This is a genomic window from Burkholderia sp. SJZ089 (genome assembly GCF_007828315.1).
GTDB lineage: Bacteria > Pseudomonadota > Gammaproteobacteria > Burkholderiales > Burkholderiaceae > Burkholderia > Burkholderia gladioli.
In genome coordinates this window covers 240,963-262,155 of the sequence record NZ_VIUM01000011.1, presented here as the reverse complement: position 1 = coordinate 262,155, position 21,193 = coordinate 240,963, and the positions used below count along the sequence as shown (strand labels likewise).

Genomic DNA, 21,193 nt, shown 5'->3' with positions numbered 1-21,193 from the left:
TGTCGACGCCGGGCCGGGTCAGCTGCCCTCTTCGCATTCTCGAGGCGGGATGGGCCTTGCCGTCCCTGTCGGTTACGTCACCCGCAACCGCATCGCAATGAAGGACCAGTCATGATTCAAGCAGGCGACACGCTGCCCGACGCACAAGTCTTCGAATTCGTCGACGAAGCGCGCGAGGGCTGCACGCTCGGGCCGAATGCGCTCGACGTGCGTGAACAGACGGCGGGCAAGCGCGTGGTGATCTTCGGATTGCCGGGCGCGTTCACGCCGACCTGTTCGGCGAAGCATGTACCGGGTTATGTCGAGCAGTTCGACGCGTTCCGCGCGGCCGGCATCGACGAGATCTGGTGCGTGTCCGTCAACGACGCATTCGTGATGGGCGCTTGGGGACGGGATCAGCACACCGCGGGCAAGGTGCGCATGATCGCGGACGGCAGCGCAGCCTTCACTCATGCACTGGGGCTTACGCAGGATCTGTCCGCGCGCGGCATGGGAATCCGTTCCCAGCGCTACGCGATGGTGGTCGACGACGGCGTGGTCAAGACGCTGGCCGTCGAGGCACCGGGCAAGTTCGAAGTCAGCGACGCGGCAAGCATCCTGGCGGCCGTGAAGCGCTGACGCGCTTCGCGCCGCACGTTGCGTCGCGGCAACGCGTCGCATAAAAGGGTGCCGCAACACGGGCCGTCGTCCGGGAACGCCTCCGTTCCGGGCGCCGGCCCGTCTTTCTTGACCTGTGCGTGCCTTGCAGGGGTAACGTGCAGAAACAGTTGATACGACATTCGGCGCAACCCGGCCTGTCGTTTTGCGCTATACTCTCGTCTATCGAATAAAAGTCCTGATTGATAACTTCAATCAAGAAGCACAACACCATGTTGAAGCAGCGAACCATCAAATCGATCGTGAAGACCGTCGGCATTGGCGTCCACTCGGGCCGCAAGGTCGAACTGACGCTCCGTCCGGCCGCAGCGGGCACGGGGATTGTTTTCACGCGCGTCGATTTGGCCACGCCGGTCGAGATCCCGGCCAAGCCGCTGGCGATCGGCGACACGCGCCTGGCCTCGGTGCTGCAGAAGGACGGCGCGCGCGTCTCGACCATCGAGCACCTGATGTCGGCCTGCGCCGGTCTCGGCATCGACAATCTCTACGTTGACGTGACCGCCGAGGAAATCCCGATCATGGACGGCAGCGCCGCGTCCTTCGTGTTCCTGATCCAGTCGGCCGGCATCGAGGAACAGAACGCGCCGAAGCGCTTCATCCAGGTCAAGCGCCGGGTGGAGATCCGCGACGGCGACAAGTTCGCGCGACTCGATCCCTACTTCGGCTTCAAGCTCAAGTTCACCATCGACTTCCGCCATCCGGCCGTCGACAAGACCGGCCAGGAACTCGAGGTCGATTTCGGCACCACCTCGTATGTTCGCGAGATCGCCCGCGCCCGCACCTTCGGCTTCGCGCACGAGGTCGAGATGCTGCGCGAGCTCGGTCTCGCGCGCGGCGGCAGCATGGACAACGCGATCGTGCTCGACGAGTACCGCATCCTCAACAACGACGGCCTGCGCTACGACGACGAGTTCGTGAAGCACAAGATGCTCGACGCGATCGGCGATCTCTACGTGATCGGCCATCCGCTGCTGGCCTCGTATACGGCCTACAAGTCGGGCCACGGCCTGAACAACGCGCTGCTGCGTGAATTGCTCGCGCACGAGGACGCCTACGAGATCGTGACGTTCGATGACCTGAAGGCCGCGCCGCGCGGTTTTGGTTTCGAGGCGCAGACGGCCTTCGCCTGAGCGGTTTCGGCGGGTTCTAATGAAAAAGGCGGCCTTCCGGCTGCCTTTTTTGCGTTTCGGGCCGGCAGGGCGGCGATTTCAGCGCGTTGGTTTTGTCTTGGCGTGGCGCGCGGCCATCCGCGCCAGTGCGCTCTGCAGCGGCGAGGACGGCAGGCTGTCGGCCAGTTCGCGCAGTGCCTCGGCGCCGGCCGGCGTCATGCGCGCCTGCTTGATCCGCACCGGCTCGGGAGCATCCTGCGGGCGCACCCGGACCTTCAGCGTCGCCACGTGCCAGCCGCGGGCCTGCAGGTCGGCCACCAGGCGCGGCGCGACCTGCCGCAGCCGCGCGGCCAGCGCGTTGTGCCCCGCGAACAGGGTCAGCACCCCGTCCTTGATCGAGCCGGGATCGACATGATTGGTCAGGTACTCGGGCAGCAGCGCGCGCAGGTCGCGCTGCAGCGAGGCGACCTGCTCGACGCCGGCGCGCAGCGCGGCGAACGCGTCGGTGCGCTTGAGCACGTCGGCGGCGACCTGCGGCCGCGCGAAGCCTGACGGATGGGCGTACCTGGAGGAGCGGTTCATGGACGGACAGGCGGGAGCAATGGCCGGATTGTACCGCGCGCAACGGCGGCCGGCGGCCGTTTCCACGGGGCCGGATCGTTTTGCGGCGGGTCCCGCGATGACCCTGCGGTCGCCCCTCGCCATGTCCTCGCGGCGCCTCTTGCGGTGGCGCCGATCCGCCCGCATATCGATGGCGGCGCGGGCAGCTTCGGCCCGGGCGTCGCGGCCCGCGAAGTCGGTGCCGGCGCGACACCGGCTTGCCTAAATGCGCGTGCTAAAATTCCCCGTTTGAATTCACTCATACGCTAAGCCGCCAAGGCTCGGCGCGCCGGGGCCGGCGTCATCCGCTCCGGGGCCGTTGCTGCGACGCAGACCCGATCGATGACAACCGGTTTTCTCCAGAAGATTTTTGGCAGCCGCAACCAGCGGCTAGTCAAGCAATACCAAAAGACCGTCACGGCGATCAATGCGCTCGAATCGCAATTCGAGCAGCTGACGGATGACCAGTTGCGCGGCAAGACGGGTGAATTCCGGCAGCGTGTCGCGGCCGGCGAGTCGCTCGACAAGCTGCTGCCGGAGGCGTTCGCGGTGTGCCGCGAAGCCAGCCGGCGAGTGCTGAAGATGCGCCACTTCGACGTGCAGCTGATCGGCGGCATGGTGCTGCATTACGGCAAGATCGCCGAAATGCGCACCGGCGAGGGCAAGACCCTGGTGGCGACACTGCCGGTCTACCTGAACGCGCTGTCGGGCCGCGGCGTGCACGTGGTGACCGTCAACGACTACCTGGCGCAGCGCGATGCCGAGTGGATGGCGCGCCTCTACAACTTCCTCGGGCTGTCGGTCGGCATCAACCTGTCCGGCATGGAGCACGAGCAGAAGCAGGAAGCCTACGCGTCCGACATCACCTACGGCACCAACAACGAATTCGGCTTCGACTACCTGCGCGACAACATGGTCTACGAGACCGAGGCGCGCGTGCAGCGGGCGCTGAACTTCGCGGTGGTCGACGAGGTGGACTCGATCCTGATCGACGAGGCCCGCACGCCGCTGATCATCTCGGGCCAGGCCGAGGACCACACCGAGCTCTACGTGCGCATGAACGCGCTGCCGCCGCTGCTCGAGCGCCAGATCGGCGAGGAGAAGGCCGACGGCACCGGCGTCGAGAAGCCGGGCGACTACACGCTCGACGAGAAGGCGCGCCAGGTGTTCCTGACCGAATTGGGTCACGAGAAGGCCGAGCGCCTGCTGTCCGAGTGGGGCCTGATCGCCGAGGGCGAGAGCCTGTACGCGCCGCAGAACATCACGCTGATGCACCACGTGTACGCGGCGCTGCGTGCCCACACGCTGTTCCATCTCGACCAGCACTACGTGGTGCAGAACGGCGAGGTGGTGATCGTCGACGAGTTCACCGGCCGCCTGATGGCGGGCCGCCGCTGGTCCGACGGCCTGCACCAGGCGGTCGAGGCCAAGGAGCACGCGAAGATCCAGAGCGAGAACCAGACGCTCGCCTCGATCACCTTCCAGAACTACTTCCGCATGTACGCGAAGCTGGCCGGCATGACCGGCACGGCCGATACCGAAGCGTACGAATTCAACGAGATCTACGGCCTCGAGACGGTGGTGATCCCCACCAACCGTCCGCCCAAGCGGATCGACAAGCAGGACCAGATCTACAAGAGCGCGAAGGAGCGCTACGACGCGGTGATCCGCGACATCCGCGACTGCTACGAGCGCGGCCAGCCGGTGCTGGTCGGTACCACTTCGATCGAGAACTCTGAACTGCTCTCGCACCTGCTCAAGCAGGCCGGGCTGCCGCACGAGGTGCTCAACGCCAAGCAGCATGCGCGCGAGGCGGCGATCGTCGCCGAGGCCGGCCGGCCCAAGCGGATCACGATCGCCACCAACATGGCCGGTCGCGGTACCGACATCGTGCTGGGCGGCAACGCCGAGAAGCAGGCCGCCTTCCTCGAGGCCGACGAGGCGATCCCGGCCGAGGAGAAGGCCGCGCGCATCAAGCAACTGCACGACGAGTGGGAGACGCTGCACGAGCAGGTCAAGGCCGCTGGCGGCCTGCACATCATCGGCACCGAGCGCCACGAATCGCGCCGGATCGACAACCAGCTGCGCGGCCGTGCCGGCCGCCAGGGCGACCCGGGTTCCTCGCGCTTCTACCTGTCGCTCGACGATCCGCTGCTGCGCATCTTCGCGGGCGACCGCGTGCGCGCCATCATGGACCGCCTGAAGATGCCCGAGGGCGAGGCGATCGAGGCCGGCATCGTGACGCGTTCGATCGAATCGGCGCAACGCAAGGTCGAGGCGCGCAACTTCGACATCCGCAAGCAGTTGCTCGAATACGACGACGTCTCCAACGACCAGCGCAAGGTCATCTACCAGCAGCGCAATGAACTGCTCGAGGCGCACGACATCGCCGAGACGATCGGCGCGATGCGCCACGGCGTGATCACCGAGGTGGTCCACCAGTTCGTGCCGCAGGGCAGCATCGAGGAGCAATGGGACCTGCCCGAGCTCGAGGAAGCGCTGCGCAACGACTGGGGGCTCGACCTGGCGATCCAGGAGATGGTCAACGAGTCGCAGTCGATCAGCGTCGACGAGATCCTGGAGGCTGTCGTGACGGCCGCCGACGAGCATTACGAGGCCAAGGTCGCGATGGTCGGCCGCGAGGCCTTCAGCTCCTTCGAGCGCTCGATCATGCTGCAGACGCTCGACCGCCTCTGGCGCGAGCACCTGGCCGCGCTCGACCACCTGCGCCAGGGCATCCACCTGCGCGGTTACGCGCAGAAGAACCCGAAGCAGGAATACAAGCGCGAGGCCTTCGAGCTGTTCGCCGCGATGCTCGAGGCGACCAAGCAGGAAGTCACGCGCATCGTCATGAACGTGCAGATCCAGTCGCCCGAGCAGCTCGAGGAAGCCGCCGAGCAGATCGAGGAAGCGGGTGGCAATCTCGACAACGTCGAGTTCCGCCACGCCGATTTCTCCGATGCGGGCGCGGCCGCGGCCGGCGTCGCGGTGGCCGCGGCGGCCGCCACCGATGCCACGGCCGAGCTGGTCGGCGATGCGATGGCGGGCAATGCCGTGGGCGAGGTGCCGCGGGTCGGCCGTAACGATCCCTGCCCCTGCGGCAGCGGCAAGAAGTACAAGCAGTGCCACGGCAAGCTGAGCTGATCCCGGCGGCGGCCGACGCGGCATGCGATCCATGCCGCGCACGGTCGCCGTTTCGTCACTTGCGTACTGCAAGATGAATCCGCGGCGGCCCGCAGCAATGCGCGCCGCCGCTTCGTTCGAATCCATCGATGCCGGCAGGAGCCGGCATTTTCCTTCCGGCAGGTGTCTCCATGGCTGTCAATTTCCCTTCGATCGATCCCGCGCAACTGCATCCCGTCGCCGGCGTCACGCTAGGCTGGGCCGAGGCCAACATCCGCAAGCCCAACCGCAAGGACGTGCTCGTCATCTCGGTCGAGGAAGGCGCGACGGTGGCCGGCGTGTTCACCGAGAACCGCTTCTGCGCGGCGCCCGTGATCGTTTGCCGCGAACACCTGGCCGCGGTGCGTGCCGGCGGCCCGGCGATTCGCGCGCTGGTGGTCAATACCGGTAACGCGAACGCCGGCACCGGCGAGCCGGGCCTGGCGGCGACCCGCGCGACCTGCGACGAGCTCGCGCGCCTGGCCGGCCTGCAACCCTCGCAGGTGCTGCCGTTCTCCACCGGCGTGATTCTCGAGCCGCTGCCCGTCGATCGCCTGAAGGCCGGCCTGCCGGCCGCGCTGGCGAACCGGGCGGCCGCCAACTGGTTCGACGCCGCGCAGGCGATCATGACCACCGACACGCTGCCCAAGGCCGCCTCGCGCCAGGTCACGATCGACGGCCACACGGTCACGCTGACCGGCATCAGCAAGGGCGCCGGCATGATCAAGCCGAACATGGCCACCATGCTCGGCTACCTGGCCTTCGACGCCAAGGTCGCGCAGCCGGTGCTCGACCAACTGGTGAAGGAAGTCGCGAACCGCTCCTTCAACTGCATCACGATCGACGGCGACACCTCGACCAACGATTCCTTCATCCTGATCGCCTCGGGCAAGTCGAGCCTGCCGGCGATCGATTCGGTGGACTCGCCCGCCTACGCCGCGCTGCGCGAGGCCGTCACCGAGGTGGCGCAGACGCTGTCGCAACTGATCGTGCGCGACGGCGAGGGCGCCACCAAGTTCATGACGGTGCAGGTCGAGGGCGGCCGCGACGTTGCGGAATGCCGGAAGATCGCCTACGCGATCGGCCATTCGCCGCTGGTGAAGACGGCGTTCTACGCCTCGGACCCCAACCTCGGCCGGATCCTGGCCGCGATCGGCTACGCCGGGGTGGGTGATCTCGACGTCGGCAAGATCGACCTCTACCTCGACGACGTGCTGGTGGCCAAGGCCGGCGGCCGCAACCCCGCCTACCAGGAAGCCGACGGCCAGCGCGTCATGAAGCAGAGCGAGATCACGATCCGCGTGCTGCTGGGCCGTGGCGAGGCCAGCGCGACGGTGTGGACCTGCGACCTGTCGCACGACTACGTCAGCATCAACGCCGACTACCGCTCCTGAGCCGGTGCATGGCGCGCCCGGCGCGCCGTGCCGCCGCCGAATTCGAATCACCCGATTGCTGGAAAGTGGATGGACAAGCTCGAACAGTTTCTCGACCGCGCGGAAGCCCTGCTGGGCCGTTTCGAAGCCCTGCTGCCGCCGGCGCCCGCCGACGTCGACTGGAATGCCGCGACGGCATTTCGCTGGCGCAAGCGCCAGGGGCGCGGTTACCTGCAGGCCGTGCCGGCCATCTCGCAGATCGCGCTCGATGACCTGCACAACATCGATCGCCAGAAGGGGCTGATCGAACAGAACACGCGCCAGTTCGTGACGCGGCGCCCCGCCAACAACGTGCTGCTGACGGGCGCGCGCGGCACCGGCAAGTCCTCGCTGATCAAGGCCTGCCTCAATGCCTTCGCGGCCGACGGCCTGCGGCTGATCGAGGTCGACAAGGACGACCTGCATGATCTCGGCGATATCGTCGATCTGATCTCGGCGCGGCCGGAGCGCTTCATCGTGTTCTGCGACGATCTCTCCTTCGAGGACGGCGAATCCGGCTACAAGGCGCTGAAGGTGGCGCTGGACGGCTCGATCTCGGCGCAGTCCGACAACGTGCTGATCTACGCGACCTCGAACCGCCGGCACCTGCTGCCGGAGTACATGAGCGACAACGAGAGCTACAAGCACCTGCCCGACGGCGAGATCCATCCCGGCGAAGTGGTGGAGGAGAAGATCTCGCTGTCCGAGCGTTTCGGGCTGTGGGTCAGCTTCTACCCGTTCAAGCAGGACGACTACCTCGCGATCGTCGGGCACTGGCTGCGCCATTTCGGCTGCGACGAGGCGCAAGTCGAGGCCGCGCGCGGCGACGCGCTGGTCTGGGCGCTCGAACGCGGCTCGCGTTCGGGCCGGGTGGCCTGGCAGTTCGCGCGCGACCGTTCCGGTCGTCAGGAGAACGTATGACGGTGAACGCCGAAACCGCGGCCGGCGGCACGGCGCCGCGCAAGGTCACCGAGGTGGCGGTCGGCGTGCTGGTGCAGCCCGACGGCCGCTACCTGCTCGCGCAGCGCCCGGCCGGCAAGCCCTATGAAGGTTACTGGGAGTTTCCCGGCGGCAAGCTGGAGCCGGGCGAGAGCGTGGAAGCGGCGCTTTCGCGCGAGTTGCACGAGGAACTGGGGATTCACGTCACGGCCTGCCATCGCTGGCACACGCTGGAGCATGATTATCCGCACGCCTATGTGCGGCTGTTCTTCTGCAAGGTGACGGGATGGGACGGCGAGCCGCACAGCCGTGAAGGGCAGGCCTTCGTCTGGCAGCAATTGCCGGTGGAGGTCGATCCGCTGTTGCCGGCGGCCCTGCCGGTGCTCGAACTGCTGGCACGCGAGGCCGAGGCGGGCTGATCGCTTCTCGGCCGTAATTTTTCCGCCCGGTCGTTCGGCCGGGCGGCACCGCTTCCCCGTTATATCGCGTCGAATTCAGGACGCCGCGCTCGCGGCAGCCTGGGGAAAGTGACCGCTCAGTCGTGACGGCCGGAGCCGCCTTCCGGCTCCGCGTCCGACGACGGCTCCTCGTCGGTGCCGCCGATCCGATAGCGCTCGGCAGCCCAGGCGCCGAGATCCATCTGCTTGCAGCGGGCCGAGCAGAACGGGCGGAAGGTATTCTCCGGAACCCAGCGGACCTGTTTTCCGCAGGCCGGGCATTTGACGGCAAGAGTCACGATTTCAGAGATTACAGAGCGTCAACTGGAACGGCACGTCGATGTCGACCGCGCGCGGCCGCACATCGCCGTCCTGGACAGTGAAGCGCACCCACAGCATGTACTTGTTGGCGCTGGCTTCGGGGATCACATGGAGTTCGGGCGGCACGCGCACCTGCATCAACTGGTAGGTGCGCCCCGACAGCATCTGCTGGTAGCTGCCCTGCATCGCCATCACCTTCGAGGCCTGGCCCGATTCGCGCGCCAGGCGCAGCACGATGGTGGCCGCGTCGCGCAGCGGCAGCAGGGGCATCGCCCACTTGGTGATGTCCTGGCGCCGCTGCTCGGCGGGCCATTGCTGCCAGGCGTAATACGAGGGCAGGTCGAACTTGCAGGTGCCACCCGGGATCACGGCGCGACTGCGAATACTGCCCAGCCATTCGTTGTCGAGCAGGTGCTGGCCGGTCTTGCCCTGCATCTGGCCGAGATTGGCGAGGGTCTGCTCGATTTCGCCGAGCACCGCCTCGAGCGCGTTCTGCTCGATGCCGGGGTTGCCGCGAAACGGCGCGAGCGTCTGCCGCTGGCGTTCCAGTTCCTTCATCAGGTCCGACTTGAGATCCGCCCGGCCCGCGACTTCCGCGATTTCGAACAGCGTCGTCAGCGCCACGTGATGCTCCCTCGGATCTTCCTGCGACAGGAAGAACGCCAGGCGCTCGAACAGGTCTTCGAGGCGCAGCAAGGTGCGGATGCGTTCGTTGAACGGATACTCGTAAAGGATCAAGCGCGCTCGCCTCGGGCGTTGGGACAAAGGACCGGAATTGCTGGACATTCTAATGCCCACGCTCAGGCGTCGCAATCGCGCCTTGCGCAGGGATTCGCGCGGGCGTGGCGCTTGCTCGATCCCGCGCGGGCCCGGCCCGGCGGGCCCGGGAACGTTCAGGACTTCGATGCGGCCAGCGCGAGGTAATGCGCGTGCAGCGCGTCGATGCGGGTATCGAGCGCCGCGTCGGGCGCGGCCTCGTTGACGATCACGTCGTCGGCCGCCGCCAGGCGGGCTTCCCGGGTGGCCTGGCGTGCCACGATCGCCTCGACCTGCTCGCGCGCGAAGCCGTTCCTCTGCATGACGCGCGCGATCTGCGTCTCGACCTCGCAATCGACCACCAGCACGCGATCGACGCGGTTGCGCCAACTGCCCGATTCGACCAGCAGCGGTACCACGAAGATCACATAAGGGCCATTCGCTCGCGCGGCCTGCTGCTCGGTCTCGGCGCGAATCAGCGGATGTGTGATGGCCTCCAGCCGCTTGCGCGCGGCGTCGTCGCCGAACACCAGCGCGCGCATTCGGGCCCGGTCGAGCGACCCGTCGGCGGCCACGAAGGCCGGGCCGAACGCGGCGGCGATCGCCGGCATCGCGGCGCCGCCGGGCGCGGTGACCTGGTGCGCGATCGCATCGGTGTCGACCAGGGTCGCGCCGCGCTCGCCGAAACGGTTCGCGACCGTGGTCTTGCCGCTGCCGATACCGCCCGTCAATCCCACCGAGAACATGGGGTCAGCCTCCGATCGCCAGGTAGAACGGCGTGCCGTGCAGCAAGGTGAGGATGCCGCCGAGCGCGAGGAACGGCCCGAACGGCAGCGGCTCCTCGTAGCGCATGCGGCCGCGCCACATCGCCAGCAGGCCGACCGCCGCGCCGCTGAGGGCCGCGATCAGCAGCACCTGGGGCAGGGCGATCCAGCCGAGCCAGGCGCCGAGCGCGGCGAGCAGCTTGAGGTCGCCATAACCGATGCCCTCGATGCCGCGCAGCAGCTTGAACAGCCAGAACACGCACCAGAGGAACAGGTAGCCGGCGATCGCGCCGATCACGGCTTCGCGCAGGTCGACGAAATTGCCCCACAGATTGACGAGCAGCCCGGCCCACAGCAGGGGCAGGGTCATCGAATCGGGCAGGTAGCCGGTCTTGATGTCGATCAGGCTCATCGCCAGCAGCATCGCGCAGAGGCCGAAGGCGGCCAGCGCGGCCGGAACGGGACCGAACACGGCCAGCGAGGCGACCGCCAGCAGGCCGGAAACCAGCTCGACCAGCGGGTAGCGCGGGCTGATCGGCGCGCGGCACCGGGCGCAGCGCCCGCGCAGCGCCAGATAGCTCAGCACCGGCACGTTTTCCCAGGTGCGCAGCACGTGGCCGCAGTGAGGACAGGCGCTGCGCGGCGCCCACAGATCGTAGCGCGGCGGCAGCCCGTCGTCGGGCGCCGGGTCGCCGCCGGTGGCCTCGGCGAGTTCGGCCTGCCAGGCGCGCTGCATCATGATCGGCACGCGATGCGCGACCACGTTCAGGAAGCTGCCGATCACCAGCCCGAGCACGGCCGCGAACACGTAGCGGACGGCGGCCGGCAGCGCGGCGAACGCGAGCGACGGATCGGCAAGGGCGAAAGACGAGATCATCGGGAAGGCTGGAAAAAGGAATTCGGGAGGAATCGGCGAGAGTCGGAACCGGGAGCGATGCTACACCACGTTGCCGAGCTGGACGATCGGCAGGTACATCGCGACCACCAGGGCGCCCACCAGCACGCCGAGCACGATCACCACCAGCGGCTCGCAGAGGCTCGTCAAGGCGCCGATCCGCTCGTCGACCTGCCGCTCGCAGAGCGAGGCGATGTCGGCGAGCATCGCGTCGAGCGTGCCCGATTCCTCGGCGACCGCGATCGGCTGGACCACCTCGGCCGGGAAGCAGCCGACCGCGCGCATCGCGGCGGCGAGCCGCTCACCGTGCAGCAGGCGTGTGGCGATTTCACCGGTCGCGCGATCGAACACCGGATTGCCGGTGGCCTGGGCGAGCGCGTCGAAGGCGTCGGCAAGCGGCGTGCCGGCGCGCAGCAGGGTGCCGAGCGTGCGGCTCCAGCGCGCGGCAGCGAGCGTGCGCAGCAAGGGGCCGGCGAGCGGCAGGCGCAGCGCGAGGTGCCCGGCCTGGTGGCGTGCCTCGGCCGAGCGGCGCAGCAGAAGCGCGACGCCCGCGCCGGCGGCGAGCATGCCCAGCGCGGCAGGTGGTCCGAAGACCATCAGGCCGTCGGACAGGGCAAGCACGAAGCGCGTCGGGGCCGGCAGGGTCGCGCCGAAACCCTCGAACACCTGGGCGAAGGTCGGCACGACCCAGGCCAGCAGCGCGACCGTGATGAGCAGGGCGAAGCCCAGCACGGCGAGCGGGTAGGCGAGGGCTCCATGCACCCGCGCGCGTTGCGCGGCGCCGCGCTCGCGATCCTCGGCCAGGCGCGCCAGCAGGGGCGCGAGCTGGCCGGATGCCTCGCCGACCGCGATCAACTGCCGGAACATCGGATCGAACTGGCGCGGGTAATGCCGCATCGCTTCCGACAACTGGCGCCCGGCGCCGATTGCGCGCGCCAGCCCGGCGGCGATGCGGCCGAGGTCGCGTCGGCCGCCCGCCTCGGCGAGCAGGTCGAGGGCCGGCGCGAGCGGCAGCCCGGCGCGCAGCAGGCCGCTCAGCTGTTGCGCGAAGCGCGTGATCTCGCGGCTGCCGGCCGCCGGCGCGCGGGCCGGGCCTTGATCGGCCAGTTCGAGCACGGTGATGCCGGCGCGCCTGAGCTGGCGGCGCGCCGCTGCGCCGTCGATGGCGATGAGCTTGCCGCGCCGCTGCGTCCCGTCGCGTGTCGCGCCGGCCCAGCGAAAGCGCCGTTCCCCCGAGGCGGGCGTACTCATCCGGCCTCGGCGACCGCGCAGGCCTCGTCGAGGCTGGTGCTGCCGTCGTGCACGCGAGCCAGGGCCGCCTCGCGCAGCGAGCGCATGCCGTCGGCCTGCGCCTGGCGCGTGAGCGCGAGGCTGCCCGCGCGGGCGACGATCCGCTCGCGCAGCGTGTCGGAAACCGCCATCACCTGATGCACGCCGATCCGGCCACGATAGCCGATACCATGACAGGCCTCGCAACCGGCCGCGACGAAGGGGCGCCAGCCGTCTTCGAGCCGGGCCGGATCGAGGCCGGCCGCGAGCAGGGCCGGGATCGACTCGCGCGAAGGCCGGCGACATGCGACGCAGAGCCGGCGCACCAGGCGCTGGGCGGTGACGATTCTCAGCGCCGCGGCGATGTGATAGGGCGCCACGCCGATGTCGAGCAGGCGCGCGATCGCGCCCGGCGCATCGTTGGTATGCAGCGTCGACAGCACCAGATGGCCGGTCTGCGCGGCCTTCAGCGCCACGTCGGCGGTTTCGGCGTCACGGATCTCGCCGACCATGATCACGTCCGGATCCTGGCGCAGGAAGGCGCGCAGCGCGACCGCGAAGCTCAGGCCGGCCTTGTCGCGCACATTGACCTGGTTGAGCCCGTCGAGCTGCAGCTCGGCCGGATCCTCGATGGTGCAGAGATTGCGCGAGGCGAGATTGAGCCCCTGCAAACAGCAATAGAGCGTGACGGTCTTGCCGCTGCCGGTCGGCCCTGTCACCAGAACCAGCCCGTGCGGTGCGGCGACGGCCGCTTCGAGCGCGCCGGCCTGCCGCGCATCGAAGCCGAGCGAGGACAGCGACAGGTTGGCCGGCAGCGTGTCGAGGCGACGCAGCACCAGCTTCTCGCCGTGCAGCGTGGGCAGCGAGCTGACGCGGTAGTCGCCCGTCAGGCCCGGCGCGAGGGCGATGCGCAAGCGGCCATCCTGCGGCACGCGCCGCTCGGCGATGTCCAGGCGCGACAGCACTTTCAGGCGCGTGACCACGCCGTCGCGCAGGTGCGCAGGCGGCGCGGCGAACGGATGGAGTGCGCCATCGATGCGCAATCGCACGCGCCAGCCGTGCTCGGCCGGTTCGATATGGATGTCGGAGGCATCGCGCGCGGTGGCGGCCTTGAGGATCTCGTTGACCAGCGCGACTACCGGCGCGTCGCCGGCCGCGGCCGAGGAGGTGGCGTCGGCGGCAAGGGGAGGAAGCGGTGCCAGGGGCGGCAAGGGAGTGGACATCGGGGACCGGCCTCGCGGCCGCCTGCGAATCACGATGAAACGATCATCGCGCGGCCGGGCGGGGCGCGGCAGTCGGCCGGATGGCCAGTGCGCGGCGGCGTGACCGCTGGCGAGAGAGCCCGGCGCCGCTGCTCACGGCGGCGCGGGCCGGCTTCAGCGCAGCAGGGCGCGCGCGCCGCGCGTGGTGCGCGGCTTGAACAGCTTGACGGTGCGCACCGCCTGGTCGTCGCTGCGCATCACCTCGAGCATCACGTCGCCGATCTTCATGCAGACGTCGCCGTCGGGAATCTCCTCGAGGATCTCGAGGATCAGCCCGTTGAGCGTCTTCGGCCCCTTGGTCGGCAAGCTCAGGTGCAGCCAGCGGTTCAGTTCGCGCAGCGGGATGCTGCCGGCGACGATGCATTCGCCGCTGGCGTTCCAGCCGCCGCGCGAGCTGCCGCCGTTCGGCGTGGAGGTGGTGAACTCGCCGATCAGCTCCTCGATGATGTCCTCGGGCGTGAGCAGCCCTTCCAGTTCGCCGTATTCGTTGACCACCAGCGCGGTGCGCTGTCGGCTCTCCTGGAAATACTGGAGCTGCTGGAACACCGGCGTGCCCGAGGGCACGTAATAAGGCTCGGCCAGCAGGCCGCGCAGCGTGTCGCGGTCGAGTTCCTGGTTGTGCAGCGCGGTCAGCGTCTTGCGCACGTGCAGCACGCCGAGCACCTGGTCGATATCGCCCTGGTAGACGATCAGCCGGTTGTGATAGCAGGTCTCGAGCTGGTGGAGGATGTCGTCGAGCGGGGCGTCGAAGTTCAGCGACTCGATCTGGCGGCGCGGGATCATCACGTCGTCGACGGTGATGTTCTCGAGGTCGAACAGGTTCAGCAGGATGCTGCGGTGCTTGGTCGGCATGAAACTGCCGGATTCGAGCACGATCGAGCGCAGCTCCTCGGGCGAGAAGCGCTGGTCGCGATCGCCCTGGGTATTGATGCGCAGCATGCGCAAGATGCCGTTGGCGAGCTGGTTGACGAACCAGATCACCGGTTTCATGACGCGCATCAGCGGCGCGATCACCAGGCTGGCCGGCAGCGCGATGCGTTCGGGATAGGTCGCGCCGACGATCTTCGGCGTGATTTCCGCGAACACGATGATCAGGAAGGCGACGATGCCGGTCGCGATCGACAGCACCAGGTTGTCGTGGCCGAAGGTGCGCAGCGCGATCGAGGTGGTCAGCACCGGGATGATGGTGTTGAACAGGTTGTTGCCGATCAGGATCACGCTGAGCAGCGTGTCGGTGCGCGACAGCAGGCGCTGGGTGGTCTTCGCGCCGAGCGCGTTCTGGCCGGCGAGCAGTTTCAGCCGATGGCGGTTGAGCGCCATCATGGCCGTTTCAGAGATCGAGAAGAAGCTGGAGCAGAGGAGCAGGACAAAGACGGCGCAGATTTGCGCCCATAAGGGAATGTGGTCCACTCGGATCGGGGTCGGTCAGGGTCAGGAATGGGAATGACTATAGCAGAGGGGCGGGTGCCGCTCGTGACGGGCCGGCTGCCGTGCTTCGCCGGCGACAGGCGAAAAAAAACCGCGCAGTGACTGCGCGGTTTTTGCAATTCTGGTCGGGGTGAGAGGATTCGAACCTCCGGCCTCTACGTCCCGAACGTAGCGCTCTACCAGGCTAAGCTACACCCCGAATTGGACTCTTCTGCCACTTTTGTCTCTTTCAAGACTTTCGTGTCGTCGAGTAAGAACATAATTCTAGCAGCGAGTTTTTGAAAATGGAAGAGGGAAACGAAAAAATTGCACCGGCCGCGGCCTGGGCTTCCTGACGCGCGCATTCCAGCGTGTGGTCGAGCGCCCCCGAACGCGTGATCGCCTCGAAGATCGTCTCGAAGCGATCGGTGCCGCCCTGCTCGATGGCCTCGCGCGCCAGCGCCTGCTGCTCGGGCGTGCCGTGCTCGAGCAGGTGGATCAGCGGCAGCGTCGGCTTGCCTTCGCGCAGGTCGTCGCCGGCGTTCTTGCCCATCGATTCGGCGGTGCCCGCGTAGTCGAGCCAGTCGTCCATGATCTGGAAGGCGGTGCCGATGCGGCGGCCGTACTCGGCGGCGGCGGCCTCGGTGCTCGCGTCCGCGCCGGCCAGCACGGCGCCCAGCCGCGCCGAGGCCTCGAACAGCTTGGCCGTCTTGTAGCGGATCACCTGCATGTAGCGCGATTCGTCGACGTCGGCGTCATGCATGTTGAGCAGTTGCAGCACCTCGCCCTCGGAGATGATGGTGGTCGCCTCGGAAAGGATCTCCATCACGCGCATCTTGCCGACGCCGACCATCATCTCGAACGAGCGCGAGTAGAGATAGTCGCCCACCAGCACGCTGGCGGCGTTGCCGAACAGCGCGTTGGCGGTCTTGCGGCCGCGCCGCAGTTCCGATTCGTCGACCACGTCGTCGTGCAGCAGCGTCGCGGTGTGGATGAACTCGACGACGGCGGCCAGCGTGTGGCGATGGCTCGAGCCGTCGCCCAGCGCGCCCGCGACGAGCAGCAGGAGGGCAGGCCGCAGCCGCTTGCCGCCCGCGCCGATGATGTATTCCGCGATCTGGTTGATCAGCAGCACGTCGGACGACAGGCTGTGCCGAATCACGCGGTTGACCTGCTCCATATCGTCGACGATCGGGGCCAGCAGTTGGGCAGCGCTCAGGGAAGGGGAGGCAGTGGACGACATGATCATGGAATTGGGTAGTGCGCCGGATTATAAGGCGATTCGGCGCCGCGCCGGGCCGGCGCCTGCCGGATGGCCGGTTTTGCGCGCCGATGTGTGGTGCGATCGCGGCGCGCGGGGCGCGCGTCGGCGACACCCGACGAGACCGCGCCGCATCGGGTGACACGAGCCCCGGCGCCTTGCTCGGCGGGCCGCGAGGGGCCGCTGCCGGCTACAGGGCCGCATCGAAGCGAGGACACGCCCGGGCTGCGAATCCACCGCCGGAAACGGGCCCGCGAGTCGCATCGACGATAGGTTTTGACCTGACTGCTAACTCTCTGTATAATCACGCGTTTTCCGTGCGCGGTGCATGGAAAAACAGATCCAGAGTGAGGTTCTCAATGTACGCGGTCATAAAAACCGGTGGCAAGCAGTACAAGGTTGCCGTCGGCGAAAAACTCAAAGTAGAACAGATACCGGCAGACATTGACGCAGAAATCACGCTCGACCAGGTTCTCGCGGTAGGCGAAGGCGAATCGATTCAGTTCGGTACGCCGCTGGTCAGTGGGGCTTCCGTCAAGGCTACCGTTGTCTCCCACGGTCGTCATGCCAAGGTCACCATCTTCAAGATGCGTCGCCGGAAGCACTACCAAAAGCACGGCGGCCACCGCCAGAACTACACCGAACTGCGCATCGACGCGATCAACGCGTAAGCGCCAAGACGGTAAAGGAGCTATCAAATGGCACACAAAAAGGCAGGCGGGTCTTCCCGCAACGGCCGCGACTCCGAATCGAAGCGCCTCGGCGTGAAGGTTTACGGCGGCCAGGCAATCAATGCCGGTGGCATCATCGTCCGTCAGCGCGGCACGCGCATGCACCCGGGCGAAAACGTCGGCATCGGCAAGGACCACACGCTGTTCGCGCTGGTCGATGGTCACGTGAAGTTCGCGACCAAGGGCGCAGCCCGCAAGCACACGGTTATCGTCGTTCCGGCCGCTGCGTAAGTTTTCGCCGGTTCGGGCTTCATAGCCTCAAAGGCCCCGCGGAACACGCGGGGCCTTTTTCATTTGCGCGATGGCGCGCGCGGCCTGGCCGGTCCGGTCCGGTCCGGCTCGACCTGGCCCCCGGGGCGGATTGGTCAAGCGCGGCGGCACGCGGCACAATATTGGTTCAAATTCTGGGCGGAGCAACGGATGAAGTTCATTGACGAAGCGCGAATCGAAGTCATCGCCGGGAACGGAGGTGATGGCAGCGCGTCGATGCGCCGCGAGAAGTTCGTTCCGTTCGGCGGGCCGGACGGCGGCGACGGCGGCCGCGGCGGCAGCGTCTACGCGGTCGCCGATCGCAACATCAACACGCTGATCGACTACCGGTTCGCGAAGAAACACCTGGCGCGCAACGGCGAGAACGGGCGCGGCTCGGATTGCTACGGCAAGGGCGGCGACGACATCACGCTGCGCATGCCGGTCGGCACCGTGATCACCGACATGGATACCGGCGAGCTGATCGCCGACCTGACCGAGCATGAGCAGAAGGTGCTGGTGGCCGAAGGCGGCGCGGGCGGCCTCGGCAACCTGCACTTCAAGTCGAGCACCAATCGCGCGCCGCGGCAGAAGACCGACGGCAAGCCCGGCGAGCGCCGCATGGTGAAGCTCGAGCTGAAGGTGCTGGCCGACGTCGGCCTGCTCGGCATGCCCAACGCGGGCAAGTCGACCTTCATTTCCTCGGTGTCCAACGCCAAGCCGAAGATCGCCGACTACCCGTTCACCACGCTCGCGCCGAACCTCGGCGTGGTGCGTGTGGGCCCGAGCAAGAGCTTCGTGATCGCCGACATCCCGGGGCTGATCGAGGGCGCCGCCGAAGGCGCGGGCCTCGGCCACCAGTTCCTGCGCCACCTCCAGCGCACCGGCGTGCTGCTGCACCTGGTCGACCTCGCGCCCTTCGACGAGAACGTCGATCCGGTCGCCGAGGCGACGGCCATCGTCGGCGAGCTGCGCAAGTACGACGAATCGCTCTACGAGAAGCCGCGCTGGCTGGTGCTGAACAAGCTCGACATGGTGCCCGAGGACGAGCGCGCAGAGCGCGTCGCGGATTTCGTCCGCCGCTTCGGCTGGGATGGCCCGGTATTCGAGATCTCGGCGCTGACCGGGCAGGGCTGCGATAACCTCGTCTACGCCGTCTACGACTATCTCACCGAGCATTCGGATGCGCATCGCGCCTCCGAGGCCGAGGACCTGGCCGCCGACGTGCGTTTCCGCGAGACGCCGGGCGGCGCCGCGCCGTCGAAGTCCGACGCGGACTGAAGGCCGCCGGCGGCGCATGCCGCCGCCGTGCCCGGCTCGGGCGACGGGCTCGCGCCCGTCGCATCCCGATTTGGATTGCGCTTCACTGACAGGAGTTAGCGCACGATGCGTTCGATCATCGCCGATTCGAAGCGATTGGTTGTGAAGGTGGGTTCCAGCCTCGTCACCAACGACGGGCGCGGGCTCGATCATGCGGCGATCGGCCGTTGGGCGGCGCAGATCGCGGCCCTGCGCGAGGCCGGCAAGGAGGTCGTGCTGGTCAGCTCGGGCGCGATCGCCGAGGGTATGCAGCGGCTCGGCTGGAGCAAGCGGCCACGTGAGATCGACGAGTTGCAGGCTGCGGCCGCGGTCGGCCAGATGGGGCTCGCGCAGGTCTACGAGAGCCGCTTCGCCGAGCACGGCATCCGCACCGCGCAGATCCTGCTGACCCACGCCGATCTGGCCGACCGCGAACGCTACCTCAACGCGCGCTCGACCCTGCTGACGCTGCTGCGCCTGGGCGTGGTGCCGATCATCAACGAGAACGACACGGTGGTCACCGACGAAATCAAGTTCGGCGACAACGACACGCTCGGCGCGCTGGTCGCGAACCTGATCGAGGGCGATGCGCTGGTGATCCTGACCGACCAGTCGGGCCTGTTCACCGCCGATCCGCGCAAGGACCCGGCCGCCACCCTGGTGCAGGAAGCCGATGCGGGCGCGTCCGAGCTCGAGGCGATGGCCGGTGGCGCCGGCTCGAGCCTGGGCCGGGGCGGCATGCTGACCAAGATCCTGGCCGCCAAGCGTGCCGCGCACAGCGGCGCCAACACGGTGATCGCGAGCGGCCGCGAGACCGAGGTGCTGGTGCGGCTGGCCGCGGGCGAGGCGATCGGCACCCAGCTGATCGCGCGCACCGCGCGCATGGCCGCGCGCAAGCAATGGATGGCCGACCACCTGCAGGTGCGCGGCCACGTGGTGATCGACGCCGGCGCGGTCGAGAAGCTGACGGCTGGCGGCAAGAGCCTGCTGCCGATCGGTATCGTCGCGGTGCAGGGCGTGTTCGCGCGCGGCGAGGTGATTGCCTGCGTCAACGATGCCGGTCGCGAGATCGCGCGCGGCCTGACGAACTACAGCAGCGCCGAAACCAAGCTGATCCAGCGCAAGCCGAGCGGCGAGATCGAGACGGTGCTCGGCTACATGCTCGAGCCCGAGCTGATCCATCGCGACAATCTAGTCCTGGTCTGAGGCAGCTCGCGCCCCAGTAAAAAAGCCCGCGCGGGATATCCCGCGCGGGCTTTTTCATTGAGCAAGCGGTAGTCGCTCGATCGGCAGTATCTCAGCGCACCTGCTGGTTCAGGATGGTGCGATGGGCGCGCAGGTTGTCGATGATGGTGCTGGTCTTGGCGGCCGGCATCTTGTTCGAGCAGAAGTAATCCTGGTAGAGCGCGGCGCGATAGGCATTCAGATTGCCGTTCTCGATGCGCTGCCAGTCGGTCTCGACGGTGCGGTCCCAGCCGTTGTGGTCGGCGTTGAGCGCCGCGTACTGGCGCCATTCGTAGGTGTCGCAGCGGATTCCTTCGTAGATCACGTTGCGCGCGCCGGCCGGGCTGGTGATCACCGAGGTGTAGCGGACGATGCCATCGGTGCCCACGCTCAGCGAGCTGGCATCGACGAAGAACTTCAGCGGCGTGTTCTGGGAGACCTCGAAGGGCAGCAGGTTGGACGGCTGCGGCAGGGGCGGGAGCGTATCGACCGTGTTTTCCTTCCAGCTGGGCTGGCGGTCGAGCAGGTAGACGAACGCGCTGTCGTCCTTGTTGGACGGCTCGCTCGATGTCTTGGAATGGGCGCAGCCGGCCAGCACGGCAACCGCGGCGAGCGACGCCGCGGCGAAAGCGAACGATTTCAAATTGCACACCTCGAAAAAAGGGCGCGGCAAACGCTGCCGCGCCCGGACATGCCTCGATTCCTACCCCGGTCGGCCGGGATCAGTCGCGCAGCAGGAAACCGCCCGGCGTCTCGTCGAGCGCGCTGGCGCCCGGCTCGACTTCGGAACAGACCTGCGAAGCGTCGAACGGCTGGGAGCCGATCACGCGAGGATAGCGCGTCGCCCGCAGGGCGCGCACCTTGTTGCTGTCGGGCCGCTGCGCCGGCCGGCGCAGGAAGCGCGACAGTTCCGTCAACGCCAACTGATACACATCCCGCTTGAACTCGATCACCGCGTCGAGCGGCACCCAGTACTCGTTCCAGCGCCAGGCGTCGAACTCCGGGTGGTCGGTGGCACGCAGACAAATGTCGCAGTCGCGTCCGACCATCCGCAGCAGAAACCAGATCTGCTTCTGTCCGCGATAATGCCCGCGGACTTCGCGCTTGATGAACTTGTCAGGCACCTCGTAACGCAACCAGTCGCGCGTGCGACCGATGATCTTGACGTGCTCGGGGAGCAGGCCGGTTTCCTCATGCAGTTCCCGGAACATCGCCTGCATCGGGGTCTCACCATACTTGATGCCCCCTTGCGGAAATTGCCAGGAATGCTCACGAAGCCGTTTGCCCCAAAACACCTCATTGTGCGCGTTCAGCAGGATGATGCCGACGTTCGGGCGAAAGCCTTCACGATCCAGCATACAACCACCTTCGAATCCTTTAAAATTGCTTTGATTATAAACAGATAACGGGCGCCGCGCACCGCAACGGACCGAATCTCG

21 protein-coding genes and 1 tRNA gene are annotated in these 21,193 nt (G+C 67.5%); 10 read left to right on the top strand and 12 right to left on the bottom strand.

The genetic code is table 11. From position 1 onward, the window contains the following. The first annotated feature begins 111 nt into the window (after positions 1-111). A complete protein-coding gene (locus FB600_RS21620) occupies positions 112-618 on the top strand; it encodes a peroxiredoxin (protein ID WP_013696556.1) in 507 nt (168 codons plus the stop codon). Between the two features lie 251 nt (positions 619-869). Then, entirely contained in the window at positions 870-1,787 is a 918-nt protein-coding gene (lpxC, locus tag FB600_RS21610; protein WP_025096851.1) for a UDP-3-O-acyl-N-acetylglucosamine deacetylase, read from the top strand. A gap of 78 nt (positions 1,788-1,865) precedes the next feature. On the opposite strand, the gene FB600_RS21605 is transcribed toward lpxC, so the two are convergent. Next, positions 1,866-2,348, bottom strand: a complete 483-nt coding sequence (locus tag FB600_RS21605; RefSeq protein ID WP_145757329.1) for a DciA family protein — start codon at positions 2,346-2,348, stop codon at positions 1,866-1,868. Between the two features lie 360 nt (positions 2,349-2,708). On the opposite strand from FB600_RS21605, the gene secA reads away from it, so the two are divergent. The 4 genes from secA (at position 2,709) to FB600_RS21585 (ending at position 8,298) form a co-directional block, all read left to right on the top strand. Further along, positions 2,709-5,510, top strand: a complete 2,802-nt coding sequence (gene secA / locus FB600_RS21600; RefSeq protein WP_096749780.1) for a preprotein translocase subunit SecA — start codon at positions 2,709-2,711, stop codon at positions 5,508-5,510. 170 nt (positions 5,511-5,680) lie between these two features. After that, the gene (gene argJ, locus FB600_RS21595; protein ID WP_017918572.1) at positions 5,681-6,922 is read left to right on the top strand and encodes a bifunctional glutamate N-acetyltransferase/amino-acid acetyltransferase ArgJ; all 1,242 of its coding nucleotides are present in this window, start codon (positions 5,681-5,683) and stop codon (positions 6,920-6,922) included. A 69-nt stretch (positions 6,923-6,991) separates the two neighbouring features. Further along, positions 6,992-7,861, top strand: a complete 870-nt coding sequence (locus tag FB600_RS21590; RefSeq protein WP_025096847.1) for an ATP-binding protein — start codon at positions 6,992-6,994, stop codon at positions 7,859-7,861. Further along, positions 7,858-8,298 (top strand): NUDIX domain-containing protein, encoded by a 441-nt coding sequence (locus FB600_RS21585; RefSeq protein ID WP_013696562.1) that lies wholly within the window; start codon positions 7,858-7,860, stop codon positions 8,296-8,298. The genes FB600_RS21590 and FB600_RS21585 overlap by 4 nt, the downstream gene beginning before the upstream one ends. A 116-nt stretch (positions 8,299-8,414) precedes the next feature. On the opposite strand, the gene FB600_RS21580 is transcribed toward FB600_RS21585, so the two are convergent. From FB600_RS21580 to FB600_RS21540, 9 genes are all read right to left on the bottom strand, one after another. Further along, positions 8,415-8,615 carry a DNA gyrase inhibitor YacG gene (locus FB600_RS21580; protein ID WP_013696563.1) on the bottom strand — a complete coding sequence of 67 codons (201 nt, stop codon included), beginning with the start codon at positions 8,613-8,615 and terminating at the stop codon, positions 8,415-8,417. A gap of 4 nt (positions 8,616-8,619) precedes the next feature. Continuing rightward, entirely contained in the window at positions 8,620-9,375 is a 756-nt protein-coding gene (gene zapD, locus FB600_RS21575) for a cell division protein ZapD (protein WP_013696564.1), read from the bottom strand. Between the two features lie 155 nt (positions 9,376-9,530). After that, positions 9,531-10,139, bottom strand: coding sequence for a dephospho-CoA kinase (gene coaE / locus FB600_RS21570; RefSeq protein WP_096749778.1), 609 nt, complete (start codon positions 10,137-10,139; stop codon positions 9,531-9,533). A gap of 4 nt (positions 10,140-10,143) precedes the next feature. After that, a complete protein-coding gene (locus FB600_RS21565; protein ID WP_096749777.1) occupies positions 10,144-11,034 on the bottom strand; it encodes a prepilin peptidase in 891 nt (296 codons plus the stop codon). 60 nt (positions 11,035-11,094) lie between these two features. After that, complete coding sequence (locus FB600_RS21560) at positions 11,095-12,303, bottom strand: type II secretion system F family protein (RefSeq protein ID WP_096749776.1); 1,209 nt, start codon at positions 12,301-12,303, stop codon at positions 11,095-11,097. Continuing rightward, positions 12,300-13,544, bottom strand: a complete 1,245-nt coding sequence (locus tag FB600_RS21555; RefSeq protein WP_227743016.1) for a GspE/PulE family protein — start codon at positions 13,542-13,544, stop codon at positions 12,300-12,302. Before FB600_RS21555 ends, FB600_RS21560 begins: the two co-directional genes overlap by 4 nt. A 153-nt stretch (positions 13,545-13,697) precedes the next feature. Beyond that, entirely contained in the window at positions 13,698-14,993 is a 1,296-nt protein-coding gene (locus tag FB600_RS21550; protein ID WP_025096841.1) for an HlyC/CorC family transporter, read from the bottom strand. Between the two features lie 140 nt (positions 14,994-15,133). Then, a tRNA-Pro gene (locus FB600_RS21545) sits at positions 15,134-15,210 on the bottom strand. Positions 15,211-15,240: 30 nt separating this feature from the next. Beyond that, complete coding sequence (locus tag FB600_RS21540) at positions 15,241-16,233, bottom strand: polyprenyl synthetase family protein (RefSeq protein ID WP_096750666.1); 993 nt, start codon at positions 16,231-16,233, stop codon at positions 15,241-15,243. A 377-nt stretch (positions 16,234-16,610) separates the two neighbouring features. Between FB600_RS21540 and rplU the strand changes: the two genes are divergently transcribed. The 4 genes from rplU (at position 16,611) to proB (ending at position 19,736) form a co-directional block, all read left to right on the top strand. Continuing rightward, positions 16,611-16,922 (top strand): 50S ribosomal protein L21, encoded by a 312-nt coding sequence (rplU, locus tag FB600_RS21535; protein WP_004194344.1) that lies wholly within the window; start codon positions 16,611-16,613, stop codon positions 16,920-16,922. A gap of 27 nt (positions 16,923-16,949) precedes the next feature. After that, positions 16,950-17,213, top strand: coding sequence for a 50S ribosomal protein L27 (gene rpmA / locus FB600_RS21530; RefSeq protein WP_013696571.1), 264 nt, complete (start codon positions 16,950-16,952; stop codon positions 17,211-17,213). Between the two features lie 189 nt (positions 17,214-17,402). Then, the gene (gene cgtA, locus FB600_RS21525) at positions 17,403-18,512 is read left to right on the top strand and encodes an Obg family GTPase CgtA (protein ID WP_096749775.1); all 1,110 of its coding nucleotides are present in this window, start codon (positions 17,403-17,405) and stop codon (positions 18,510-18,512) included. 105 nt (positions 18,513-18,617) lie between these two features. Further along, the gene (proB, locus tag FB600_RS21520; RefSeq protein ID WP_017920142.1) at positions 18,618-19,736 is read left to right on the top strand and encodes a glutamate 5-kinase; all 1,119 of its coding nucleotides are present in this window, start codon (positions 18,618-18,620) and stop codon (positions 19,734-19,736) included. A gap of 91 nt (positions 19,737-19,827) precedes the next feature. Here the strand turns inward: proB and FB600_RS21515 are convergent, their stop codons facing one another. Both FB600_RS21515 and FB600_RS21510 read right to left on the bottom strand, forming a co-directional pair. Next, positions 19,828-20,397, bottom strand: a complete 570-nt coding sequence (locus tag FB600_RS21515; RefSeq protein WP_042283838.1) for a CNP1-like family protein — start codon at positions 20,395-20,397, stop codon at positions 19,828-19,830. A gap of 79 nt (positions 20,398-20,476) precedes the next feature. Further along, positions 20,477-21,112 (bottom strand): RNA pyrophosphohydrolase, encoded by a 636-nt coding sequence (locus FB600_RS21510; RefSeq protein ID WP_013696575.1) that lies wholly within the window; start codon positions 21,110-21,112, stop codon positions 20,477-20,479. Positions 21,113-21,193 lie beyond the last annotated feature (81 nt).